Raw genomic sequence first — 22,404 nt, 5'->3', positions numbered from 1 at the left:
ATTTAAGATAAGTTTGTCATGACAACTTTTGCTCGAACACTGTTGCTTTTTGCATGTTGCCTCTTGAGTTTGAATGTAAAAGCCGAAGCCCCTTTAATTGCTCATTATAAAGTCGCGACTGAAGCGGATGATGTCGTCACTCGTGTTCTTTTCAATGCTGCTTCAAAGGAGTTTGGCTTTACCGTTCAATACGTAAACTACTCCAGCTTTGATGCCATTCTAAATTCAGTAGCGAATGGGGAAGCGGACTTTGCTGCGAATATCACTTACACACAAGAACGTGCTCAACGTTTTAGTTATTCCCGCCCAACAAATATCGAATATACCTACCTCTTTGGCTTAAAAGATTCGACGTTGAGTGATATTTCGCGTGTTGGCGTCCCCAAAGATACAGTTTATGCCCAATTACTTAAACAACACTACCCTGGTCTAGAACAGATCTCTTATCAAGGTCACGAACAAGCAGTAACACTGCTACGTTCAGGTGCTGTGGACGGCGTTGTCGATGCCATTAACCAGCTCAAGCCGATGCTGATGGAGGGGTTTGACGCCAAGATGCTCAATGATCAGATTTCGATAAAGCCCGTATCCATCATCAGTAAAAAAGATCATCATCTTGAGGAGTTGGACACGTTCGCTACGTTTATTCACGGGGAAGCGGTGCAAAAGCAGCTTCGCGAAGAAATTTCCCAGTATCAATTTGAATTAAAGCGAGCAGCGTTGCGTGATTCTATTCGTTTATTACCCCTTGATTTTAATGAACCAATACGGATTAAGCTCGAATCTATCTTTCCATATGTTGTATACAACGCAGATGGTAGTGTCGAAGGGATGACGGCTGATGTAGTCCTGAGAAGTTGTGAGATCTTGGCTTTAAACTGCTTGATCATTAGTGAGCCTGGTGAAAGCTGGGGTTCTATGTACCATGAGTTTATCCAAGGTAATTTCGAAATTTTGGCGCCGTTAACGGTCAGCCGTGAGCGGCGCGCATTTAGCTACTTTCCAAAGTCCCATTACGCGCCAGCATCGGTGATGGTCAAGCGTTTAGGTTACAAGCCGAGCACATACTCTCATGTTTCACAGTTGATATCTGAGCGGATTGGCGTAGTTAAGGATGACTTTTTCGATCAAATGATGACGCAACTGTTACCGCTAAAAGAACTCAAACGTTATCGTACTCAACAAGAGCTCATTCAGGGGCTATTAAATGAAGAAGTCGATTACATTCCGATGGATACGGCGATGCTCAATCATTTTTTACGTCTCAGTGAACTGGTTCCGATAGAGCAGGATACCGCTATTGGCGAGTTTTATGAGTCACAACTCTCTGTTGGATTGGTCGCGAATGAAAAAGGAGCCATGCTTGCGCCTTTCTTCAGTCGAGCGATAGCGATGTTAGAAGTTGATAAGATCATTGCTCAGTACGATGTACGCCCAGATTGGCGTACCGCACTTGAATATGAGATTCGATTAGCGACGCAAACACAAGCTGTGTTTATCTTTGTATTATTGTTTGCTATTTGTGTTTCGCTTTATCTTTACCGTCAATCGAACACTGACAACTTAACAGGGTTAAGGAACCGTCGTGCGTTGCAAGTAAAGTATCGAAAAGGAGTAAACAAAGATCTATCCATACTTTACTTAGACATTAATCATTTCAAACGAATCAATGACACTTATGGGCATCGCGCTGGGGACGAAGTTTTACAACTACTGGCACTAAAAATTCATTATGTCTGGTCGGGAAGATGTTATCGAATTGGAGGGGATGAGTTCATATTGCTGGGTTATCCAACGCAAGCCGAGTTAACTAGAGCAATGAGAGAGCTCAGTAGAATCGACGTGAAAGGCAAATTATGTAGTGATTTGGAGTCTATAAGTATCTCTATTGGTTTCTCTGCAAAAAGGGAACGGCACATGAGCTTAGAGCAAGCGATGCATTTGGCTGATGAAGACATGTACATGAGTAAGCAGTCCTCACGGCACGACTCCTCTTATCGTTACTGCACGGTTTCATCATAAAGGAATGAATTGATCGAGTTTTGTTCAAACGGTAATGAAATGATGAAATTCAAGGTTTTTGCTCTTGCATTATGAGAGCTGATACTGAATAATCGCCCCATCGATTGAGGCAAGACCTCTCGAAAAGAATTATGGGGCTCTGGTCCTCTCGCAACAATAGCTCGTGAACTCGGTCAGGTCCGGAAGGAAGCAGCCGCAGCGTGTGACTTGTGTGCCGGGATGTGGCTGGGGTCCCACCCTTTGAAAGCCCTGCGTTATCGCAGGGCTTTTTTCGTTTTTGAGCCTTCTTTTATTTTGGCTACGCTTGGTGTTCAACGTCTTCTGATGATCAAGCTTCTTGAGGTTATTTAGGTATAATTTATAATCTCATCCGCTCGATACCGAACTTTCGTGAAGATTGTTTAGGGTACGCTCGTCGAATAACCATTTTCACCTGGGATACTTTAATGATTTCAAAAAACCAATTAAAACTGCTTCGTGCTTTAGGTCAAAAGAAACAGCGTAAAGCGCATGGCTTATTCCTAGCTCAGGGTGAAAAGAACGTACTAGAGCTAGCAAGTAGTTCATTGAAGGTGAAGCAGGTTTTTGCAACAGCGGCATTTCTCGAACAAAATGCTGGTACGCTAAATCGTTTTGATTGTGTTGAAGCATCGCTTGATGAATTGACCAAAGCGAGCACGCTTGTGAGCAATAATGCGGCCATTGCTGTGGTTGAAATTCCGAGTGTAAAAGAGCCTCAAGCGAAAGGCTTGATGATTGCGCTAGATGGTGTATCCGACCCTGGTAATCTAGGTACGATTATTCGTGTTGCAGACTGGTATGGCATCAAGCACATTATTGCGAGTACAGATTGTGCTGATCCTTATAATCCTAAAACGATCAGTGCGACCATGGGCAGCTTTGGCCGCGTACAAGTGAGTTTGGTGGATTTGCCAAGTTATTTGGAACACGCCAAATTGCCAGTATATGGCGCGTTTTTGGAGGGAGAGAGCGTTCATAAAACGGATTTCGCTGCTGAAGGTATTTTGTTGATGGGCAGCGAATCTCATGGTGTGCGCGAAGCCGCAGCAAAATTCGTGACAGATAAGATCACGATTCCGGCGTTTGGCGGTGCCGAATCACTGAATGTCGCGATGGCGACTGGCATTATTTTAGACAACATGCGCCGCCAACATAGCTAACGCAACAATTACTTAATAACAAAGCCAGTCAATTTGACTGGCTTTGTTGTATTTATTGCCTAGAAAAATCAGCCTGGCTGAATCTTGCGTTTAACGAAATACAGTGAATGTTGTTCGGTGAGTTAATTTTGTTTTAGTTCAATAGGCTGTGCCTATAAATAAAATTACTCCTTTCCATTTAGTAAAATCAGGAAATTAGGCGACACTTATCTAAAGGCCGCAATAAAATGCCCTTAAGGAGATAAGAATGCATTCATTAAAAGTAAAAGATTACATGACGTTGCAAGCGGTGACTTTCACGAAAGATATGTCACTTTCGGCAGCTTTAAACAAAGTAATGCAAAGTGTCACACTAGGTGGCCCTGTCATTGATGAAAATGAAAAAGTGGTTGGGTTTTTATCGGAGCAAGACTTATTAGATAAGTTGGTGAAAGCAAGTTATCACTGCCAAGATACACATACGGTACAAGAGTGTATGCATGATGATGTCTTATCTGTTTCTCCAGAAATGTCAGTAATTGAACTGGCTGACATGATGAAAGTTGGAAAGCCGAAAATGTATCCAGTGGTGGATGGCAAAGGTAAGTTGGTTGGTGTTATCACAAGAAGAGACGTGCTGCGTGCCATAGGAATGACATTAAATGAGTGTTTTAAGCATCCCGTTTAACCTCTCTGTTTAAACTTTACGGAATATTGCTTTTAAACTGGTTTGGAAAGACGCTTCGGCGTCTTTTTTATTTTCTATCGCCGAACTGTACAAATTTATCTTGACCTTGGAGCTTACTCTAAGGTTTATCCTTAGCAATAGGTAAATCACCGATACCAATAAGGAAAAAATTATGTGTACAAAACATCAAGGTTGCCAATCTAGCAAAATCAAAACTGCGGTGCCGCTTGGTGCAAGCGAGTCATGCTGTGCGCCAGTAAAATCTTCGCTCAATATCTCTCAGGCCAGTGTTGATGTTTCTGAAAGCTCTTGCTGTAGTGGAGGAGGCTGCAGCGTTGACACAGGCGAGGAAGACGATCCCACAAGGGAGAGTAATTCCTCCGTTCGGAACGCTTGGCTTGTGTCAGGTATGGATTGCCCATCTTGTGCGCAAAAGCTTGAGAAAGCCATTACGTCTTTACAAGGCGTCAGCCAAGCCAAGGTTTTGTTTGCAACAGAAAAACTGGTCGTCGATTTTGATGGTCTAGAGCTGATAGCTACGATAGAGCAGACAGCCCAAAAAACGGGTTTCCCGCTCTCTTCACTTGATGCTCCAAAACCAAGCACTACAAAGAAAGGCTGGCTTGGCGTCATAAGAGACAACATCCAAATTCTCTCGATTGCTGGTGCAATGGCTACTGCGGCAGTCATTTCTAAGATCGACCCTCAAATAAGCGCTTGGTTATTCACTTTGACGTGTTTACTTGGTTTATACCCAATCGCGCTCAAAGCATTTAAGTTGGCGCGTAGCGGTACGCCTTTTGCGATTGAAACGTTAATGAGTGTAGCGGCGCTCGGCGCTTTATATTTAGGTGAAACCGCCGAAGCCGCAATGGTGTTATTGCTTTTCCTTATTGGTGAAAAGTTAGAAGCATATGCATCATCTCGCGCGCGAAGCGGTGTCCAGGCGTTAATGGACTTAGTCCCAGAAAATTCAATTTTAATTATTGATGGAGAGCGTAAAGAAGTACCAGCTGCTCAGCTTAAACCAGGGGATATCATAGAAGTCGCCCCCGGAGGTCGTTTGCCTGCCGACGGTGTTTTGCAAGATGCGCTTGCGAGTTTTGACGAAAGTGCGTTAACGGGAGAATCTGTTCCCGTTGAACATCAAACCGGTGGCAAAGTGATGGCCGGGGCTGTGGTTGTCGATAAAGTGGTTCGTTTACAGGTGACTTCCCGTCAGGGCGAGAATGCGATAGATCGAATTCTTCATTTGATTGAAGAAGCAGAATCCCGTAAGGCACCATTAGAACGCTTTCTTGATAAATTTAGCCGTTGGTATACGCCACTAATGATGTTGGTGTCTCTGATGGTTATCGTTACGCCGCCATTACTATTTGCCCAACCGTGGGAAACGTGGATCTATCGAGGACTCGCCCTGCTGTTGATTGCTTGTCCATGTGCATTAGTCATTTCAACGCCTGCGGCGATCACTTCTGGCTTGGCGGCAGCGGCTAAGCGGGGCGCATTGATCAAAGGTGGAGCGGCGCTTGAGTTGCTTGGCAAGGTTGAGTCTGTCGCATTTGATAAAACTGGGACACTGACGCAAGGTAAACCAGAAGTGACCGACGTCTTTGCTTTTGATATGGATGAAGACAAGTTACTTAGCCTAACTGCGTCAATCGAGGTTGGTTCAAGTCATCCTCTAGCGGTTTCTTTAGTTACCAAAGTGCAAGAGCAGGGGCTTACTATTCCTGAAGCGTTGGATAAAACCGCGCAAGTAGGCTCTGGTGTCACTGGTTACGTCGATGGAAAAATGGTCCAAGTGGTCACGCCTTCAAAGGCAGACTTTCCACTTTCTCAAGAAGCCAAAGAGCAAGTGGTTACGTTGGAACAACAAGGTAAAACGGTTGTCATTGTTCGTTACGATGACGAGGTCATTGGCGTGATCGCATGGCAAGATACATTGCGCTCAGATGCCCAGCAAGCCATCGCAATGTTGAAGGAACTTGGGGTCACGTCGGTGATGCTAACGGGTGACAACCCGAGAAGTGCAGAAGCAATGGCAAATAGAATAGGCTTGGATTATAAAGCGAGTTTGTTACCTGCAGACAAGGTGCATTACGTCGAGAAGCTATCACAACAACATACCGTTGCGATGGTGGGAGACGGTATCAATGATGCTCCAGCCATGAAAGCTTCGAGTATCGGCATTGCGATGGGAGGCGGTACGGATGTTGCGCTCGAGACTGCTGATGCGGCGTTAACACACAACCGGTTGATTGAGCTACCTGCCATGATAGAACTGTCGCGTGCGACGCTAAGTAACATTCGTCAGAATGTCGCGTTAGCGCTAGGTTTGAAAGGTGTATTCTTAGTGACAAGTTTACTTGGTGTTACTGGGTTGTGGGTTGCTGTATTAGCCGACAGTGGTGCAACAGCACTGGTGACATTGAATGCGTTGAGATTACTTCGTTTTGAGTCCAAGCAGATCAAATAACTGACCTAACCATTGATCCCACTCATTAATAGCCCGAGGCATTCGTGTATCGGGCTTTTTTAACCGTATTAACCTGATGCGATCAGACGTTTTTCTCGTCCTTGAAATCACGCATTGCTATGCAACAAAATGATCTAACGCCCCTTAAAGTGTGATCAATACTAGTTTTGTTTGAAATTTCATTTTCATTACATTTTGTCATTGTGATTGTGATCACTCTATGTTGGTGAAAGGTTCGCTACAGTGCATCTGTACCCAATAACTGATTAATGAGCTTATTGTTCATAAAATAAGCCACAATAAGGAGCGACTTATGTCTCAAGCTGTATTCCATTTAGGTGTTACTGAAGCTGATCTTAATGGTGCGACTCTAGCGATCATTCCTGGTGACCCAGCGCGTGTTCAAAAAATCGCAGAACAAATGGAAAATCCAGTATTTCTAGCAAGCCATCGTGAATACACGCTATACCGTGCAGAGCTAGACGGTAAACCTGTTGTGGTTTGTTCTACAGGTATTGGTGGTCCTTCTACCTCTATCGCAGTTGAGGAATTGGCACAGCTTGGTGTTCGCACTTTCCTACGTGTTGGTACAACGGGTGCAATTCAACCGCATGTAAACGTGGGTGACATGATCGTAACGACGGGGTCAGTTCGTCTTGACGGTGCGAGCCTACACTTTGCTCCTATGGAATTCCCAGCAGTTGCTGACTTTGAAGTAGCAACCGCAATGAAAGCAGCGGTAGAAGAGTCTGGCGCTACAGTTCACATGGGTGTGACTGCATCAAGCGACACGTTCTACCCTGGTCAAGAACGTTACGATACGTTCTCTGGTCGTGTTGTTAAGCGTTTCCAAGGCTCTATGCAAGAATGGCAAGACATGGGCGTACTTAACTTCGAGATGGAGTCTGCAACACTGCTAACAATGTGTGCGAGCTCAGGTTTAAAAGCGGGTTGTGTGGCAGGTGTTATCATCAACCGTACACAAAAAGAGATTCCAGATCATTCAACTCTGAAAGAGACGGAAGCGCGTTCAATTAAAGTGGTTGTAGAAGCAGCGCGTAAAATGCTTTAAGCCGCTATAGTTGGCATTTAAACAAACAGAAAAAACCAGAGGCTAACCTCTGGTTTTTTTCTACTTATAGAAATGCGTACAGCTAAAGTTTAGGTATAAAAAAAAGCAGCATTAATGCTGCTTTTTATCGTTGTGAATTTTAGCTTTTCTTAATGGCACTAGATCTCGTCTGAACCGCCCGCGTCTTTAAACCAAGCCGTTAAGTGCGTTCTTAAATCTTTAAGTTCATCAGGGCCAATCAGGGCTAGCCCTAAGTCTTCAGCACGAGTAATGTCATTGTGACGAAGAGGACGGAAGCTCACCAACATAGCGCGCGCTTGTAAGCCACCTAATAGATCGCGAAGCGATTCTAACTTATATAAAGTATCGTCGCCGTCATCTCTCATGCCTTTGGTTTTGCACTCGATGATGTGCAGCTTGTTGTTTACAACTGTTGCGACATCTAACTCATTGCGTACTTCACTTTCACCAAGTTTGCGATAAACCTGAACATTTAACGATCGATCTTGGATCGTCGGCATGGTGTCTTGGATTTGCTTCACGGTGCTGTGAACCAAAGTTTCTAACCACTCACCGTTTGAAAAGCGTCGAGCATCTTCATCTGCAAACGTTAAAACGCCATTCTCATAGGTGGCGATTTCTGCTTCTACTAAATCTGAAAGCAACATGTTGAGCTCACGGTAGCCCTGCTGTTTTTCGGAGAGCTCGACATCAAGCTTTTGTTCTTTGCGGCATGTGGTTGCAAGGTAGTTAAGTGTTGCTAGACCTGGCCCAAGTTCAAGCGCATTTGAGGCCCATCGTTCACCAAGTTCATACAATTTTTTATCAAGAAGAGGTGGTAAATCAACGTGGTGAAACTCGCCGCGTGCACCAAAGATAGTGAGGTAATCTGCAATCGTAATGTGATCTTCGACTTGGGTATCTTCTTTGCCATCAGGGTATAACCAACAAAGCTTATCGCTACTAGGCTCAACCACAAAAATTGGCCAGCGATAGGTACGGAAAACTTCGTACACCGACAACAAGCGATGACGAAGACCACAGCTCGCGTTCAATTTTACATCTTCGCCGCGTTCATGGAGGTCTTTTGCCAGTTTTTGAATTGCTTGTTTGATCAGAGATGTATTAACAGCGGATGGAATTTCAAAAAATTCAGAAGTAATTTCTCGTTGATCTAAAACGGCACTCAGTCGGTCAAATATATCTAACTGGCTCTTGTCTCCGATGAAGACGATATGTGTGCTTAGCGTACGATTATCTAATAGAGGAGTGACCAATCTCACTGGGTCTTGGTCGATAATACCAACATGAACAGCCATAGATTTTCCTTTTTATGAGGCCGCTCGAAAAGAGTTGTGCAAGGGGATGAGCTGGCCTTATTAATCATATGTAGACATGGCCGACAAAAAACAAGGGCGACTTAACAAAAAGTCGCCCTTATACAGTTGATTGCACTAATTAATGCTCTTAGTTATAAAGTATTTATAACTTAAAGCGGTGGACCAATTCATTTTGCTGATGAGCCAAGTGGGTCAGTGATTCACTGGTTTGTGCGATACTCGACATGGCTTGGAAACTTTCATCGGCGATACTGTTGATATCTTCAATGCTGCGAGCAATGTCTGTTGATGTTTCACTTTGCTCTGCTGCTGCTTGTGAAATGTGCGTACTCATTTGGCTGATTTCGATGATTAGCGCCTGGATCTCTTCCATTGAGCTGTTCGCTTTTGATGCTTGCTCAACCGACATCTCCATATCGCTCATACAGCTTTGTATGACTTGGTTCGCCGATTGCGAGCTAGCTTGCAGATTACTGATCATGGATTCAATTTCAGTGGTTGATTGAGTCGTTCTTGATGCGAGTACTCGTACTTCATCTGCCACTACCGCGAAGCCGCGACCTTGTTCACCAGCGCGAGCCGCTTCAATTGCCGCGTTCAATGCCAGTAGGTTGGTTTGCTCCGCAATGTTGCGGATCACATCAAGGATAGACCCAATTTGACCACTCATTTTTTGTAGCTCAGAAACTGCGGAAACCGATTCGTTCAAACGTGTTTCTAGTTGATTAATGGTTGAGATATTACTGCTCATAACATTTCTGCCTTCTTCAGAGGAAGATTCGACGCGTTGCACCATTTCTAACGAGCCTTGCGCACTTTGCGCGACTTCCTGCACTGAATGAGACATTTCTGTCATCGCGGTAGCGACGTTTGCTGTTTGTTCGCGTTGAGAGCTCAATTTAATTTGTGCTTGCGAAGAGGTGCGTTCGTTGGTTGTCGCGGTTGACGATAGGTTTTCTGACGCTTCGTTGAGTTTCACCAAGATCTCGTGAAGGTTGTCGGCGAGTGAGTTAATGTGTCCACTCACACGGCTGAATTCGTTGTTATAGCGAATGTCGATACGCTGTGTCATATCTCCTTCAGTCAGGCTTTCTAACACTTTTAGAATACGAGTCAACGGTTCGCGAACGCTTTGTGCGATGTGGTAGCCAATCGCTGTCGCGAGTAAAACGACAATAACGCCAATGATGATGGCTTTCGTTACACCTGCCGAATATATGTCACCAGCATCTGCCAATGATTCATTGAGCTTATCTGTTGCGGTTGTCGTGAATTGCTCAAGAATCGCCATGGTTGAATCCACTTTATTTGCTAGGTTGGCGATATTGTTATACAAAGCGGCGCGAGCATTGAGGTAATTATTATGTTGGTCTAGCACACCGCCACGCATACCAACGTCACGAGTAAATTGCTCTACAGATTCGCCAAAAGCTTTTTCTAGCTCAGGAAGCTGAGTCACCAACCCGCGGAATGCGTAATTCAAGTGCGTTACTGCTTTGCGGTTTTTAGCTACGGCTTGCGTAACAAACTCAGGGTTGGAACTGGCGAGGGCATCAGAGGTAATTACTTCGGCATCTTTTAACTTGATAAAGTAGCTCTTTGCCATGACTTTGACAGAAATGCTGGTTTGATCTGCCACATATTCTTTAAGACCAACCGACAGTTCGGTATTCAGTTTTTGGAAGCGGCGTGAGGATTTTTGCACTTCTTCTTGAGCCGCAAACATTGCTTCGTAGTTGTCCATGGCCTCTAGAGCTTCTGTAAAATAGCTCTGCTCTAACGTTTTTAACTGTGAAAACGGTTCGGCAAGAGAAGGGTAGATTTGGCTTGCGGTTTTCAGTTGAGCCAATGTGGATTCGAAGCGCTGTTGAGATCTAGCAAATTCCTGACGCATTTCATCCATGCGTTGTTTATTCTCTGTCGTCAGGAAGTCTTTAAATGATTTGTCGGCAGAAAGCAGCTCAACACTGGTTTGATTAGATAACGATACCAACGGTAGGGATGATTTAGAAACCGTGCCAAATTTTCCGTGAATATCACTCATTCCTCCCATCATAATGGCAATTGTGACGGCAAATAGGATGATGATCAGTGCAAAGCCGGCATACATCCTTTTAATAACTGAACCTCGCATAAGTGAGCTTCCTCTCCCAAAAATAGACAAGCTACCCAAGTATTTTTGAATTTACTTGGGTATAAAAATAATAATTGTCTTAAAAAAGTAACAAAATTCATTGGATTGTATTCAGTTTGTGATGCGCATTTTATGACGCACACGACAAAAAAAGCTTCGTTAATTAGCATTTGATTAATAATGTTAAGTGAACACTGTTTTTATTGAGCTCCGCTTTTGGTTGGCGCATACTAATTGGGGTCTAATTACGTTTATAAAATGGAGTCCTCATGGCGGAAGAAACGATCTTTAGTAAAATTATTCGCAAGGAAATCCCTGCCGATATCCTTTATCAAGATGATTTGGTGACTGCGTTTCGCGACATTAACCCTCGCACACCAAGCCATATTCTCATTATTCCGAATAAACTGATCCCAACAACGAATGATGTAGAAGCTGAAGATGAAGCAATGATGGGGCGTTTGTTCACTGTTGCTAGAAAGTTGGCGAAAGAAGAAGGTATTGCTGAAGACGGCTATCGCCTGATCGTTAATTGTAATCCACATGGTGGCCAAGAGGTTTACCATATTCACATGCACCTACTAGGCGGCCGCCCTCTAGGTCCAATGGTATTGAGCTAAGCTTTTAAAAGTGGGTGGCGATTCACCCACTTCTTTTTCCTGTCGAATGACACATTTGTGGAGATAAATGTGAAACTAGGTGTAAAGCTGTTAGGGCTGATGAGCTGGGCTTTAATGGCCTCTGGCTGCGCGAATTTATCTGCGGGCAATCTGTTTAGTCATTACAGCAACCAGAATCAAGAAGTTTATCAAGCCGTTGTTGCAGGGGAATATGCCAAAGCAAAACAACTTCAATCAAGTGAAGTGGGTGGCGAGATACTTGGCAATTTTGAAAAAGGTCGCATCTCTTTTCTTGCTGAAGATTACCCAACAAGTTTGAATGCGCTAGAAAGCAGCGATCGTGCCGTACGTGTTCAACAAGATCGTGCGACGATATCTGTGTCAGACACGGCAACGAGCGTCGGCTCTCTCGCAGTGAACGACAATCTCCAAGACTATCATCCCGCCGATTACGAACTTGGCTTTTTGCACCTGTATCTAGGACTAAATTACTTACAGAAAAACGATTTAGAAGGGGCACTAGTTGAAGTGCGTCGAGCTAATCAAGTTCAGGAAGCAGCAAGAAAGGCGCGTGAAAAAGAGCTAAAAGCAGCAGAGAAAGACCTTAACAAGCAAGGCATGTCTGCCAATTTAGGCAGTGTGTTAGCGAACTACCCTGATGCTGGTAAAAAACTAAGCGCGGTACAAAATGGTTATCTGTTCTATCTTTCTGGCTTGTTATATGAAGCGTCGCGAGACTTAAACAGTGCTTATGTTGATTACCGACGAGCACTCGCTGTAATGCCAGACAACAAGCAAGTTGTGGAAAGCACCTTATACGCTGCTAAGAAGCTGGGCATGCGTGAAGACTTGCGCATGCTAGAGAAGCGGTATGGTAAAGCACCTTCTGGATTAACTCAGTCACAAGGGCGAGTCATCGTTATTGATGAGCAGGGTGTTGTTGAGGCGATGAAAGGGTGGCGTATTGATTTACCAATTTACGACAGTCGCGATAATGGCGCGATTTATTCGTTGGCGCTTCCTTATTATCAGAACCGAGGTGCTCAACGTTTTAGCGATGTTGTTTTAAATGGTCAGGTATTGCCTTCCAGTACGCTGACTGATGTTAATGCGATGGCGCAAAACGATCTTAATGAACGTCTTACTACAATAGTGATCCGTCAAGCTCTTCGTGTTTGGGCAAAAGATCGAATCCGAAAAGAGGCGGCGAAAAAAGGCGATGATGTGGGCAACATACTTTTCAATGTATGGAACACATTGACCGAACAGCCAGATACGAGAAGTTGGCAAACATTGCCAGCGCAAGTGAAAACGGCTTCAAAAATCGTGAAACCGGGAACACAAAGTTTAAACTTGGGTGATCAAACCTATCAGTTTGAAGTGCCTGCACAGCAGACTACATTGGTATGGGTATCTCGTCAGGGAGCACACTCAACCGTGTGGCATAAACAGCTAGGGAGACTGTAATGAAAGCATGGCTTGTTTGTTTAGCAATGGCTATTGGTTTAGTTGGATGCGCCGAAAACACGGCTGGTATTCGAATTGATGGCCAAACGCAAAAAGTATTTTTTAATGATAACGTTTTAGGTAGTCGCTTATTAGTTGACAACATCACCACCACTTACGTTGATGATCGCCCACGAGGAGTCGTGCAGCTGAGTAGCAATTACAAAGGTGATCAGCACATTCTTTACCGATTTTATTGGTATGACAACAATGGTTTAGAAGTGAATACCAAACCTGGTCCGTGGCGAAAAATGATTGTGCGAGGATTTGAGCAAGTCACGTTATCTGAAGTTACTGTGAATCCAAATGGCACAAAATTCCGTGTGCAAATTAGAGAAGCACAAGACGATTAATCTTAACGGCTCTGCCGAAGCTGCGGCGCTAACGATGCGCTGGTATTGAAAAACTAAGGAACTCTCATGAAAAAAAGTATTATTGCTCTTTTAGGTCTTGCCGTCATTTTAGGTGGCTGTTCTAACAAAGTCTCTTACGGCGATGCGCAAGCAACAGAAACCACGACTATCGATTTTGGCTCAACAGATTTACAAAAAATCGCGGCTGAAATGGTGGATAGCATGATGATGTCGGGCTCTGTAGCAGCAATTACTCGTGACCAACGTCCTATCGTTTTTGTTGAGCGAATTAAGAACAAAACCAGTGAACATATTGACACTGAATCCATTACTGACACGATCTCTACTAAGATGTTGAACTCAGGTAAGTTCCGTTTTGTTGATATGGATCGTGTTGAGTCTGTGCGTGAACAACTTAACTTCCAAAACACGGATGAGCTTGTTAACCAAAGCACAGCTATCCAATTTGGTAAAATGGTTGGTGCTCAATACATGCTTTACGGCAACCTATCTAGCATTGTGAAAAATGCAGGTAGCGATAAAGATGTATACTACAAGATGACCATGCGCCTAATGGACCTAGAAACAGGTTTGATTGAGTGGGCGGATGAAACTGAAATTCGTAAAGCGCAATCTAAGAGCCTATTCGGTCTTTAATCGAACAGGGTGGAGAAGTCATCAATGGCATGGTTTTCTTGGCAACAAGCAAAACAGTTAGATCCGAGTCTTAATGCTCTCGATGGCTTCTTTACGGAGCCTCCGGTAAAAGTACAAACTGTTACCGGGGGGCTAACCAACCGCTGTTGGCGGTTGGAATCTTCTCAAGGCCTTGCATACATCTGGCGACCGACCAGTCATGTCTGCAAGGCTTTTTCAATTTCTCGTCACAGTGAATATCAAGTGCTGAATGCAGTCTCTTCATTGGAAATTGGCCCCAAGCCAGTTTTTATTCATGAGCAAGGGTTGCTGGTGGAATGGATAGAAGGAGAGGCACTGACGGAGTCAGGCTTAGCACTAAGCGATTTATTATCCATTGCGGCGAAGATTCATCAATATCCGATAAGCGCAATTCCTTTGGTTCCATTTTCATATATTTCTCGCATCGATCATTATTGGCTTGAGCTTGATGGTCAGTATGTGGGTACGGAGTTTGAGGCTTTGTACATGAAGTGGCGCACGGAACCGAACGTTGCACCTGTTCCGCTTGCCCTATGTCACTTCGATTTGGGGTGTTACAACCTAGTGCGAGGGGAGAGTGGGGTGAAAGTCATTGATTGGGAGTATGCCGGGATTGCTGACCCTAGGCTTGATTTGACCTTAACTATTCAGGTCGCGAATGCGCCTGTGGAAGAAGCGGTAAAGCAGTATTGCCAACTTCGAGGTATCGAAGATGTGTCTCTTTGGCTGAGAGGTGTACACGCTTGGCAACCAAGAACCTTGGTGATGGCGATGCTCTGGTATCTACTTGCCTATAAATTGTGGGGAGATGAACAATACTTAAACAGTGCGTATGAGTTGAAAGGCTCATTGTGTATGGAAGATCACTGTTTTGAGAACTCGTGATATTTTCCCCTTTAACAGTAAGGAAATAGTGGTAGTTTTAATAAAAGTACCAGATACACACAGGGAGAGGTACAGATGATTATTTACTTACACGGCTTTGACAGCACAAGCCCGGGTAACCACGAAAAAGTTCTTCAACTGCAATTTATCGACGACGACGTTCGTTTTATCAATTACAGCACCCTTCACCCAAAGCACGACATGCAACACTTGTTAAAAGAAGTGTCTAAAGTTATCGATCAATCTGATGACCCAAACCCGTTAATCTGTGGGGTTGGTTTAGGTGGTTACTGGTCTGAGCGAATTGGTTTTCTATGCGGTATCAAGCAAGTGATGTTCAACCCGAACTTGCACCCAGAAAAAACGATGGCTGGTCGAATCGATCGCCCAGAAGAGTACGAAGATATCGCAACAAAATGTGTTGATCAGTTCCGAGCGAAAAATCAAGCTCACTGCTTAGTGATTCTCTCTAAAGATGATGAAGTGCATGACAACTCGAAAACGGCAGCTGAGCTAGAAAAACACTATCAAATCATTTGGGATGAAACTCAGTCTCATAAGTTCAAAAAAATCTCTCATCATTTACAAGCGATAAAGGCATTTAAAAATACTTATTAATGTTGAGTGTAGACAGTAAAGCGGCGTTTTTATCGGCTGCTTTGCTGCGATTCCTTCTCTTGAGTATGCCGAGCCACTGTCTCTTTGAAAGGCACATTTTCTTGGTTTAACGCTTTGAATATTGTGTTCTCCTTACCGTTTTCTTACTTCCCTCCTATGTAGCACGAACACCTTGTTGTAGAGTAGTCGAAAAGTAGTCAATCCGTACTCGTTACACGGATTTTGGTTGCCTTCAAAGTTGGTCTCTATATAATGAACCGGACTAAAATAATTTGATAAATATCAAAAAAAATTGAGAGCGAGTAATAAACTTGCCCAAAAATTCTGGCGTCGTATGCGTACCAGATAAACGTGCCAAACCCTGACAAGTCATTGATAGATAAAGAATCAAGGTGAGTGGCAGTTTTTTAATCCAAGTAATTGAGACACCTCTAAGAACCAAGAATTCATCGGTTGGATGGATGCCACAAATGTTTGTGAGTCATGCATCGAGCTGAACCCCATATATTCATTTTTGTAGAGGAAAATCATTGTGACACGCATTATCGTTGTAGGCGGCGGTGCAGGTGGTCTTGAGTTGGCAACTAAGCTTGGTCGAACTCTAGGTCGCAAAAACCGTGCGCAAATTACGCTAGTCGATCGAAAAGCGAGCCACTTGTGGAAGCCATTATTGCATGAGGTTGCTACAGGTTCTTTGGACGAAGGAGTAGATGCACTGAGCTATCGAGCTCATGCAAAAAACCACAGCTTCGACTTCCAAATGGGTAGTCTTCAAGACATCGACCGTGAACGTAAAGTGATCATCTTAAGTGAGCTTAAAGACGAACACGGTGAACTTCTTATGCCAAGCCGTGAGCTAGAATACGACATTCTAGTGATGGCAATTGGCTCGACATCAAACGACTTCAACACGCCTGGCGTTCGTGAAAACTGTATTTTCCTAGACAGCCCTGAGCAAGCACACCGTTTCCGTACAGAAATGAACAACGAGTTCCTAAAGCTGCACGCCAAAAACGGTAACGGTACGGTCGATATTGCGATTGTTGGTGCTGGTGCAACTGGCGTTGAACTATCAGCTGAGTTACATAATGCTGTTAAAGAGCTGCGCACTTATGGCTTCGGTGATCTTGACTCTAGCAAGTTGAACGTCAATCTGATTGAAGCAGGTGAGCGTATTTTACCAGCGTTACCTCCACGAATCTCTTCTGCTGCTCATCAAGAGTTGGTGAAGTTGGGCGTAAACGTGCGCACCGCCACTATGGTGACTAAAGCTGAAAAAGATGGCCTTACTACAAAAGATGGTGAGAAGATCCCAGCTCAAATCATGGTTTGGGCTGCAGGTATCAAAGCTCCAGACTTTATTAAAGATATCGCTGGCTTAGAAACGAACCGTATCAATCAGCTTGTAGTGAAAAACACACTACAGACAACACGAGATGATGACATCTTTGTTATTGGTGACTTAGCACAATGCACCCAGTCTGACGGTTCGTTCGTGCCGCCACGCGCTCAAGCTGCACACCAAATGGCAAGCCAGGCATTTAGTAACATCGTCGCGAAGATCAACGGGCGCGAGTTGAAAGACTATGTATATAAAGATCACGGTTCATTAGTGTCTCTAAGTCGCTTCTCAACCGTTGGTAGTCTGATGGGGAACCTAACTAAAGGGTCGATGATGGTAGAAGGCCGTATTGCTCGTGTCGTTTACATCTCATTGTATCGCATGCACCTAATGGCGTTGCATGGTGTATTCAAAACCGGTCTGATGATGCTCGTCGGCCGCATTAATCGCGTGCTGCGTCCAAACCTTAAGCTGCACTAAGGTTTTAAATCCACTCTGTGTGGATGTGTTGTATCTTAAAAAATGCAGAAGCCACCGCAAGTCGGTGGCTTTTTGTTTATGTTAGATCTGTCGGTAAAAGTGAGAACACAACGCCATCTTTAGGCTTACCCTGAAAAATAAACCGGTTTCTGGCGATGGCTTCTTTTTGTGCACCGACGGACTCAATTAAGGCTTGGCTAGCTTCGTTGTCGGGGTCACAAACAATCTCTAGTCGAGTTAAACTTAGCTTTGCGAAGCAGAATTCTGCTAAGGCTTTAACGGCTTCTTGGGCATAGCCTTGCCGTTGATAGCGGTCGGCAACCCAGTAACCAATACTCGCCATATTAAACGTATGATATAACTCATTAACCGCTGCCATTCCAACCAAAGTGTTACTTTGCCGCTCATAGATACCGAAACCAAAAGCCTCAGTTTTGACCCAGTTAAGACGGGTTGCCAACAGAAAGTCCTGCGCGGTTTTCAATGTGACGTTTTTATCACACCAGTCAAGCCATTGGTGCAGCGAAGGGGATTCTGCAAGTAATCGTTGTAGTGAATGTGCTTCTTCAGCAGGGATGAGCTTGAGCGCTAAGCGGGGCGCAATGATTTCAAAGTCTGGACTCATGAACTAATACGACTTCCATGTTGAGTGTAAGTAAATTGAAAGCTGTCTATTTATACTTGAACGCAGCTATTTTCCTTGCTCTGCGTTGGTTAGGAATAACTGAGGTATAGCAGATAAAAACAAAGCGCAGCTTTGCTGCGCTTTGTCGAACTGCTCGTGCTTATCGAACCCGACGAACTTGAATGATCATACCCATCAACGGGTTATCTAGGTAATGAGTCTCGCTGCTACGCATACGACGTTTTTGATCCATTCGATAACTCTTCAGGAATTTCTCTTCGGTTACTGTCGGCGATATTTCTGCCAAGTTACCGACTTGGACGTTACCATCTACTTCACCTAAGTCATCCGCCAATTGCTCTGTTGAGGTTGGTTCAAAACGCACCTCTCTAACACTTGGTTCGCGCAGATCTAGTGTTGTTTCGGCGAAGAGGTAATGCTGTACGTATATTTGGAATCGACCATCTAGTTCATATAAAGGGCCATTGACCGTCTCTTCACTGTAACCGTCGCTGGAAAATGTTTGATTGCCATTGATTGGGCGGCCATCTGCTTGATAAGAATCAGAGAAATCTCGCCCGCCAACGATGCGGAAAATTGGGGCGCTAGATTTACCTCGGTCACCTTGACGCCAGGCTACGTGTTTAAGCACTTTAAAGCCGGCATGATTATTTAGTGCCGCTTCTTGCGCGTTGAGACGGAAAGAAGAACTTGGCAAAAGTGTCACGCCTTTAGAGCGGCGGTAGGATTCACTCTCTAGGCTACCGACATTTTCCATATCGATTTTTGGCAGTTGATTCGGCCAAGATTCTGTTGTGCTTTCAGCGTCGACTGCTCGCTTGAAAATGATCACTTCAATATCAAATTGGCGCTGTGCCCAAGAGGGCATTGAGACACATAGAAGCAATAACGGGATCAGTATTCTCATTCGACTATTAGCTCGTTGGTAATAAATTCTGTTTAAAATCATTCAGTAAGTCTTGAACAAACTGAATGCGTTTACGTCGGTCCACCAATGGTACGCTAAACTTGAACTTAGTTGGACCTTCCATTGCAAATTTTTGCGGCTGTGATTGCAGCAGTTTAACTAAATACGCTGGATTTATGTCAGCATCAGGGTAAAACTCGATAAATCCACCTTTATCATGGGCTTCTATCTTTTTCGCTTTTAAACTACCAGCCGAAATTTTCAATTCTGAGACGGCAAGTAAGTTCTTTGTTGCGTCTGGAAGCAAACCAAAGCGATCAATCAGTTCCACTTTTAGCTCTGATAGTTCATCACTGCTTGTGACACTCGCAATGCGTTTGTACATCGACAGTCGTGTGTTTACATCCGGAATGTAATCATCTGGTAAGAGCGCTGGGATTCGCATTTCCACTTCAGTTTGCTCACGAAGCAGCTCATCCAAAGATGGCTCCTTGCCTTCTTTTAATGCTTGCACTGCTTGTTCCAGCATTTCCATATAAAGTGTAAAACCAACGGATTGAATCTGCCCACTTTGCTCATCACCAAGCAGCTCACCAGCACCACGGATTTCTAAATCGTGGGTTGCTAATGTAAAGCCAGCACCTAAGTCTTCCAGTGAAGCAATCGCATCAAGACGCTTGATGGCATCTTTGGTCATGGCTTTTGGATGTGGCGTTAATAAGTAAGCATAGGCTTGATGGTGCGAACGTCCAACACGGCCACGCAATTGATGCAACTGCGCCAAGCCAAGATTGTCCGCACGATCCATGATTATGGTATTCGCCGTTGGTACGTCGATACCGGTTTCGATGATGGTTGTACACACCAACACATTAAAGCGCTGATGGTAGAAGTCATTCATGATTCGCTCAAGTTCGCGCTCGCGCATTTGACCATGAGCCACGGTAATGCGTGCCTCTGGGATGAGTTTCTGTAAGTCTTCTGCCGTTTTTTCAATGGTTTCAACCTGATTGTGCAGGAAGTAAACCTGACCACCACGCATAATTTCACGCAGTACCGCTTCACGGACCACTGGCTCTTCTTTTTGTCGAACAAAGGTTTTAATGGCTAAACGGCGTGCAGGAGGTGTCGCGATGATCGACAGGTCTCGCATGCCACTCATTGCCATATTCAGTGTGCGTGGAATTGGTGTTGCGGTGAGGGTAAGAATGTCCACATCCGCACGCATTGCTTTGACTTTTTCTTTTTGACGAACCCCGAAGCGGTGTTCCTCATCAACGATCAACAAACCTAAATCTTTGAATTTAATGTCGCTCGAAAGCAGCTTATGCGTACCAACGACAATGTCTACTTTACCATCGGCAACGTCTTGCAGAATGACTTTTTGTTCTTTGGCAGATTTAAAACGAGACAGTACTTCAACTCGGATTGGTAAGTTGGCAAAACGGTCACGGAAGTTTTCGAAATGCTGCTGAGCAAGCAAGGTTGTTGGTACGAGTACGGCGACCTGTTTACTGTTATCCGTTGCGACAAATGCTGCGCGCATAGCGACTTCCGTTTTACCAAAGCCCACGTCACCACACACTAAGCGATCCATCGCTTTTGCCTGGCACATGTCTGACAAGACGGCATTGATGGCCATCGCTTGGTCATCTGTTTCTTCAAACGGGAATGTTGCTTTAAATGTTGCGTATTGCCCACGATCTAGCTCAAATTTGAAGCCAGGTTTTAATTCTCGTTTAGCATATACATCCAGCAATTCTGCCGCGACATCACGCACTTTTTCTGCCGCTTTACGACGTGCTTTTGCCCACGCTTCACCACCTAATTTATGCAGTGGCGCACTATCTTCAGCGCCGCCAGAATAACGGCTGATAAGATTCAGTGATGAAACTGGCACGTAGAGCTTGGCATCGTTTTGATACTCAAGGGTGACGTATTCCGTTTTCATACCACCGGCTTCAAGTGTTTGTAAACCGATGTAGCGGCCAATACCGTGATCAATATGAACCACAGGTTGACCGGGTTTTAGTTCCGCAAGATGGCGAATAACGGTGTCACTGTTGACGGCTTTTTTATCTTTGCGGCGTCGCTGGATAACACGGTCACCGAGTAGATCACTTTCACAGATCAGAGCGAAGTTCAGCTCTTCGTGAATGAAACCATGCTCTGCTGCGCCTAAGATCAAGCTGAATCGATCTCCCGAGTCTAGAGCTTGGTAAAGTGAGCCATGTACGACTGGCCGAACTTTGATGCCTTGCAACAGCTCCGTTAGTGCTTCACGACGACCTTCTGACTCTACCGAGAAAACGATTTTTCCGCTGAATTGCTCACTAAACTGACGAAGGCGCGAGAGCGGCTCTTTATTTTGTTGCTGAACGCCAAGCTCGGCTAACGATTGTACGGGTAGGTTTTGACGACCGGCACGCTTAACCACTTTATCTAGGCTCAATTGAGCGATAGGGAGCTGTTTTAGTTGACTGAAAAGTTCGTCTTTTTTCAACCAAAGCTGTTCAGGAGTCAAAAGAGGACGCAGCGGATCAACTTTTTTCTGGTCGTATCGATATTCGACATCGGTTAAGAAAGTATCGACCGCAGATTCGATATCACCATATGTGATGACTTGAGAGTCTTCTGGCAAATATTCAAATAAAGTGTCGGTATGGTCAAAAAACAGCGGCTGCCAATACTCAATACCAGCGGGCCACGTGCCTTTGGTCACTTGCATGTAGATTGATTCAGGCTCGCGGCGCGCGTCGAACTGGGTGCGCCAACGTGTACGGAAATCTTCAATCGCTTCTTTAGTGGTTGGGAACTCATGTGCTGGCAGCAATTGGATTTGCTGAATATCGTCGATAGAGCGTTGGTTCTCTGGATCAAACGTGCGAATGGTATCTATTTCATCATCAAAGAAGTCGATGCGGTACGGGTCATTGCTGCCCATAGGAAAGAGATCCAGAATAGACCCACGACTTGCATATTCACCTGGCCCAAATACTTGATCTACATGGCGGTAGCCTGAATTTTCAAGTTGTACACGTAACTTCTCTAGCGAGAGCCGATCACCAGTTTTCACCATTAAAGTGTGTTGCAACAGAAAATCACGTGGCGATTGGCGTTGCAATACTGTACTGACCGGGACGATGGTTATGCCATCACGTTGACTTGGCAGTTGGTATAGGCGTGCGATACGTTCAGAGATGATTTCTTGATGCGGAGAAAAGTTATCGTAAGGCAGCGTTTCCCAGTCGGGGAACAGGCTTACCGTTTGGTCGGTGAATTGCTCAATCTCTGCCTGAAGCTTTAAAGCGATTTGCGGGTCAGGCACAACGAGTAGCGAGTGACTCGAATGCTGTTTGGCTAGCTCTGCAATGGCTAGAGGTAGAGCTGCGCCCGGCAAATTACCTAGCTGTTTTTTGTCGCCACGCTCTGAAGGGTTGGTGACGGAAAGAATCGTTGCTTTTGTCATAGGAA

General features: G+C 44.6%; 17 protein-coding genes and 1 other RNA gene. 13 read left to right on the top strand and 5 right to left on the bottom strand.

All coding sequences use genetic code 11. The features are described 5' to 3' along the window. Positions 1 to 18: 18 nt before the first annotated feature. The 6 genes from J4N40_RS11720 to udp all read left to right on the top strand — a co-directional run bounded on the left by J4N40_RS11720 (position 19) and on the right by udp (position 7,421). Positions 19 to 2,022, top strand: a complete 2,004-nt coding sequence (locus tag J4N40_RS11720) for a GGDEF domain-containing protein (protein WP_250654253.1) — start codon at positions 19 to 21, stop codon at positions 2,020 to 2,022. 137 nt (positions 2,023 to 2,159) lie between these two features. Continuing rightward, positions 2,160 to 2,256, top strand: an RNA gene (ffs, locus tag J4N40_RS11715) — signal recognition particle sRNA small type. Between the two features lie 212 nt (positions 2,257 to 2,468). Then, a complete protein-coding gene (locus J4N40_RS11710; protein ID WP_104975981.1) occupies positions 2,469 to 3,203 on the top strand; it encodes an RNA methyltransferase in 735 nt (244 codons plus the stop codon). Positions 3,204 to 3,450: 247 nt separating this feature from the next. Continuing rightward, positions 3,451 to 3,870 (top strand): CBS domain-containing protein, encoded by a 420-nt coding sequence (locus J4N40_RS11705; RefSeq protein WP_005378483.1) that lies wholly within the window; start codon positions 3,451 to 3,453, stop codon positions 3,868 to 3,870. Positions 3,871 to 4,042: 172 nt separating this feature from the next. Beyond that, a complete protein-coding gene (locus tag J4N40_RS11700; RefSeq protein WP_017820006.1) occupies positions 4,043 to 6,349 on the top strand; it encodes a zinc/cadmium/mercury/lead-transporting ATPase in 2,307 nt (768 codons plus the stop codon). A 313-nt stretch (positions 6,350 to 6,662) separates the two neighbouring features. Beyond that, the gene (udp, locus tag J4N40_RS11695) at positions 6,663 to 7,421 is read left to right on the top strand and encodes a uridine phosphorylase (RefSeq protein ID WP_005378479.1); all 759 of its coding nucleotides are present in this window, start codon (positions 6,663 to 6,665) and stop codon (positions 7,419 to 7,421) included. A 158-nt stretch (positions 7,422 to 7,579) separates the two neighbouring features. Here udp and J4N40_RS11690 read toward each other — a convergent pair whose 3' ends face one another. Then, positions 7,580 to 8,740, bottom strand: a complete 1,161-nt coding sequence (locus J4N40_RS11690; protein WP_005378476.1) for a DUF1887 family protein — start codon at positions 8,738 to 8,740, stop codon at positions 7,580 to 7,582. A 163-nt stretch (positions 8,741 to 8,903) separates the two neighbouring features. Further along, positions 8,904 to 10,895 carry a methyl-accepting chemotaxis protein gene (locus J4N40_RS11685; RefSeq protein ID WP_250654252.1) on the bottom strand — a complete coding sequence of 664 codons (1,992 nt, stop codon included), beginning with the start codon at positions 10,893 to 10,895 and terminating at the stop codon, positions 8,904 to 8,906. 269 nt (positions 10,896 to 11,164) lie between these two features. On the opposite strand from J4N40_RS11685, the gene hinT reads away from it, so the two are divergent. The 7 genes from hinT to J4N40_RS11650 all read left to right on the top strand — a co-directional run bounded on the left by hinT (position 11,165) and on the right by J4N40_RS11650 (position 17,377). Beyond that, on the top strand, positions 11,165 to 11,515 hold the full coding sequence (gene hinT, locus J4N40_RS11680) for a purine nucleoside phosphoramidase (protein WP_005378473.1): 351 nt from the start codon (positions 11,165 to 11,167) through the stop codon (positions 11,513 to 11,515). A 69-nt stretch (positions 11,516 to 11,584) separates the two neighbouring features. Next, positions 11,585 to 12,982: a COG3014 family protein gene (locus J4N40_RS11675; protein ID WP_025766940.1), complete on the top strand. Its 1,398-nt coding sequence runs from the start codon at positions 11,585 to 11,587 to the stop codon at positions 12,980 to 12,982. Next, on the top strand, positions 12,982 to 13,374 hold the full coding sequence (locus J4N40_RS11670) for a YcfL family putative periplasmic lipoprotein (protein WP_005378469.1): 393 nt from the start codon (positions 12,982 to 12,984) through the stop codon (positions 13,372 to 13,374). The genes J4N40_RS11675 and J4N40_RS11670 overlap by 1 nt, the downstream gene beginning before the upstream one ends. Positions 13,375 to 13,440: 66 nt before the next feature. Beyond that, positions 13,441 to 14,031 carry a penicillin-binding protein activator LpoB gene (gene lpoB / locus J4N40_RS11665; RefSeq protein ID WP_005378467.1) on the top strand — a complete coding sequence of 197 codons (591 nt, stop codon included), beginning with the start codon at positions 13,441 to 13,443 and terminating at the stop codon, positions 14,029 to 14,031. Between the two features lie 24 nt (positions 14,032 to 14,055). Further along, positions 14,056 to 14,937, top strand: a complete 882-nt coding sequence (gene thiK / locus J4N40_RS11660; RefSeq protein WP_115385840.1) for a thiamine kinase — start codon at positions 14,056 to 14,058, stop codon at positions 14,935 to 14,937. 75 nt (positions 14,938 to 15,012) lie between these two features. After that, positions 15,013 to 15,555 carry an alpha/beta hydrolase YcfP gene (gene ycfP / locus J4N40_RS11655; protein WP_005378464.1) on the top strand — a complete coding sequence of 181 codons (543 nt, stop codon included), beginning with the start codon at positions 15,013 to 15,015 and terminating at the stop codon, positions 15,553 to 15,555. A 532-nt stretch (positions 15,556 to 16,087) separates the two neighbouring features. Next, positions 16,088 to 17,377 (top strand): NAD(P)/FAD-dependent oxidoreductase, encoded by a 1,290-nt coding sequence (locus tag J4N40_RS11650; protein WP_005378463.1) that lies wholly within the window; start codon positions 16,088 to 16,090, stop codon positions 17,375 to 17,377. Positions 17,378 to 17,453: 76 nt separating this feature from the next. Here J4N40_RS11650 and J4N40_RS11645 read toward each other — a convergent pair whose 3' ends face one another. The 3 genes from J4N40_RS11645 to mfd all read right to left on the bottom strand — a co-directional run bounded on the left by J4N40_RS11645 (position 17,454) and on the right by mfd (position 22,399). After that, a complete protein-coding gene (locus tag J4N40_RS11645) occupies positions 17,454 to 18,002 on the bottom strand; it encodes a GNAT family N-acetyltransferase (protein WP_005387823.1) in 549 nt (182 codons plus the stop codon). Between the two features lie 160 nt (positions 18,003 to 18,162). Further along, positions 18,163 to 18,930 (bottom strand): peptidoglycan binding protein CsiV, encoded by a 768-nt coding sequence (locus J4N40_RS11640; RefSeq protein WP_021707672.1) that lies wholly within the window; start codon positions 18,928 to 18,930, stop codon positions 18,163 to 18,165. Between the two features lie 7 nt (positions 18,931 to 18,937). Continuing rightward, complete coding sequence (gene mfd / locus J4N40_RS11635; RefSeq protein ID WP_115385841.1) at positions 18,938 to 22,399, bottom strand: transcription-repair coupling factor; 3,462 nt, start codon at positions 22,397 to 22,399, stop codon at positions 18,938 to 18,940. Positions 22,400 to 22,404 lie beyond the last annotated feature (5 nt).

Origin of the sequence: Vibrio sp. SCSIO 43097 (assembly GCF_023650755.1) — a bacterium.
Classification (GTDB): domain Bacteria; phylum Pseudomonadota; class Gammaproteobacteria; order Enterobacterales; family Vibrionaceae; genus Vibrio; species Vibrio alginolyticus.
The sequence above is the reverse complement of the archived record's forward strand: the minus strand, read 5'-3'. Positions and strand labels throughout refer to the sequence as shown.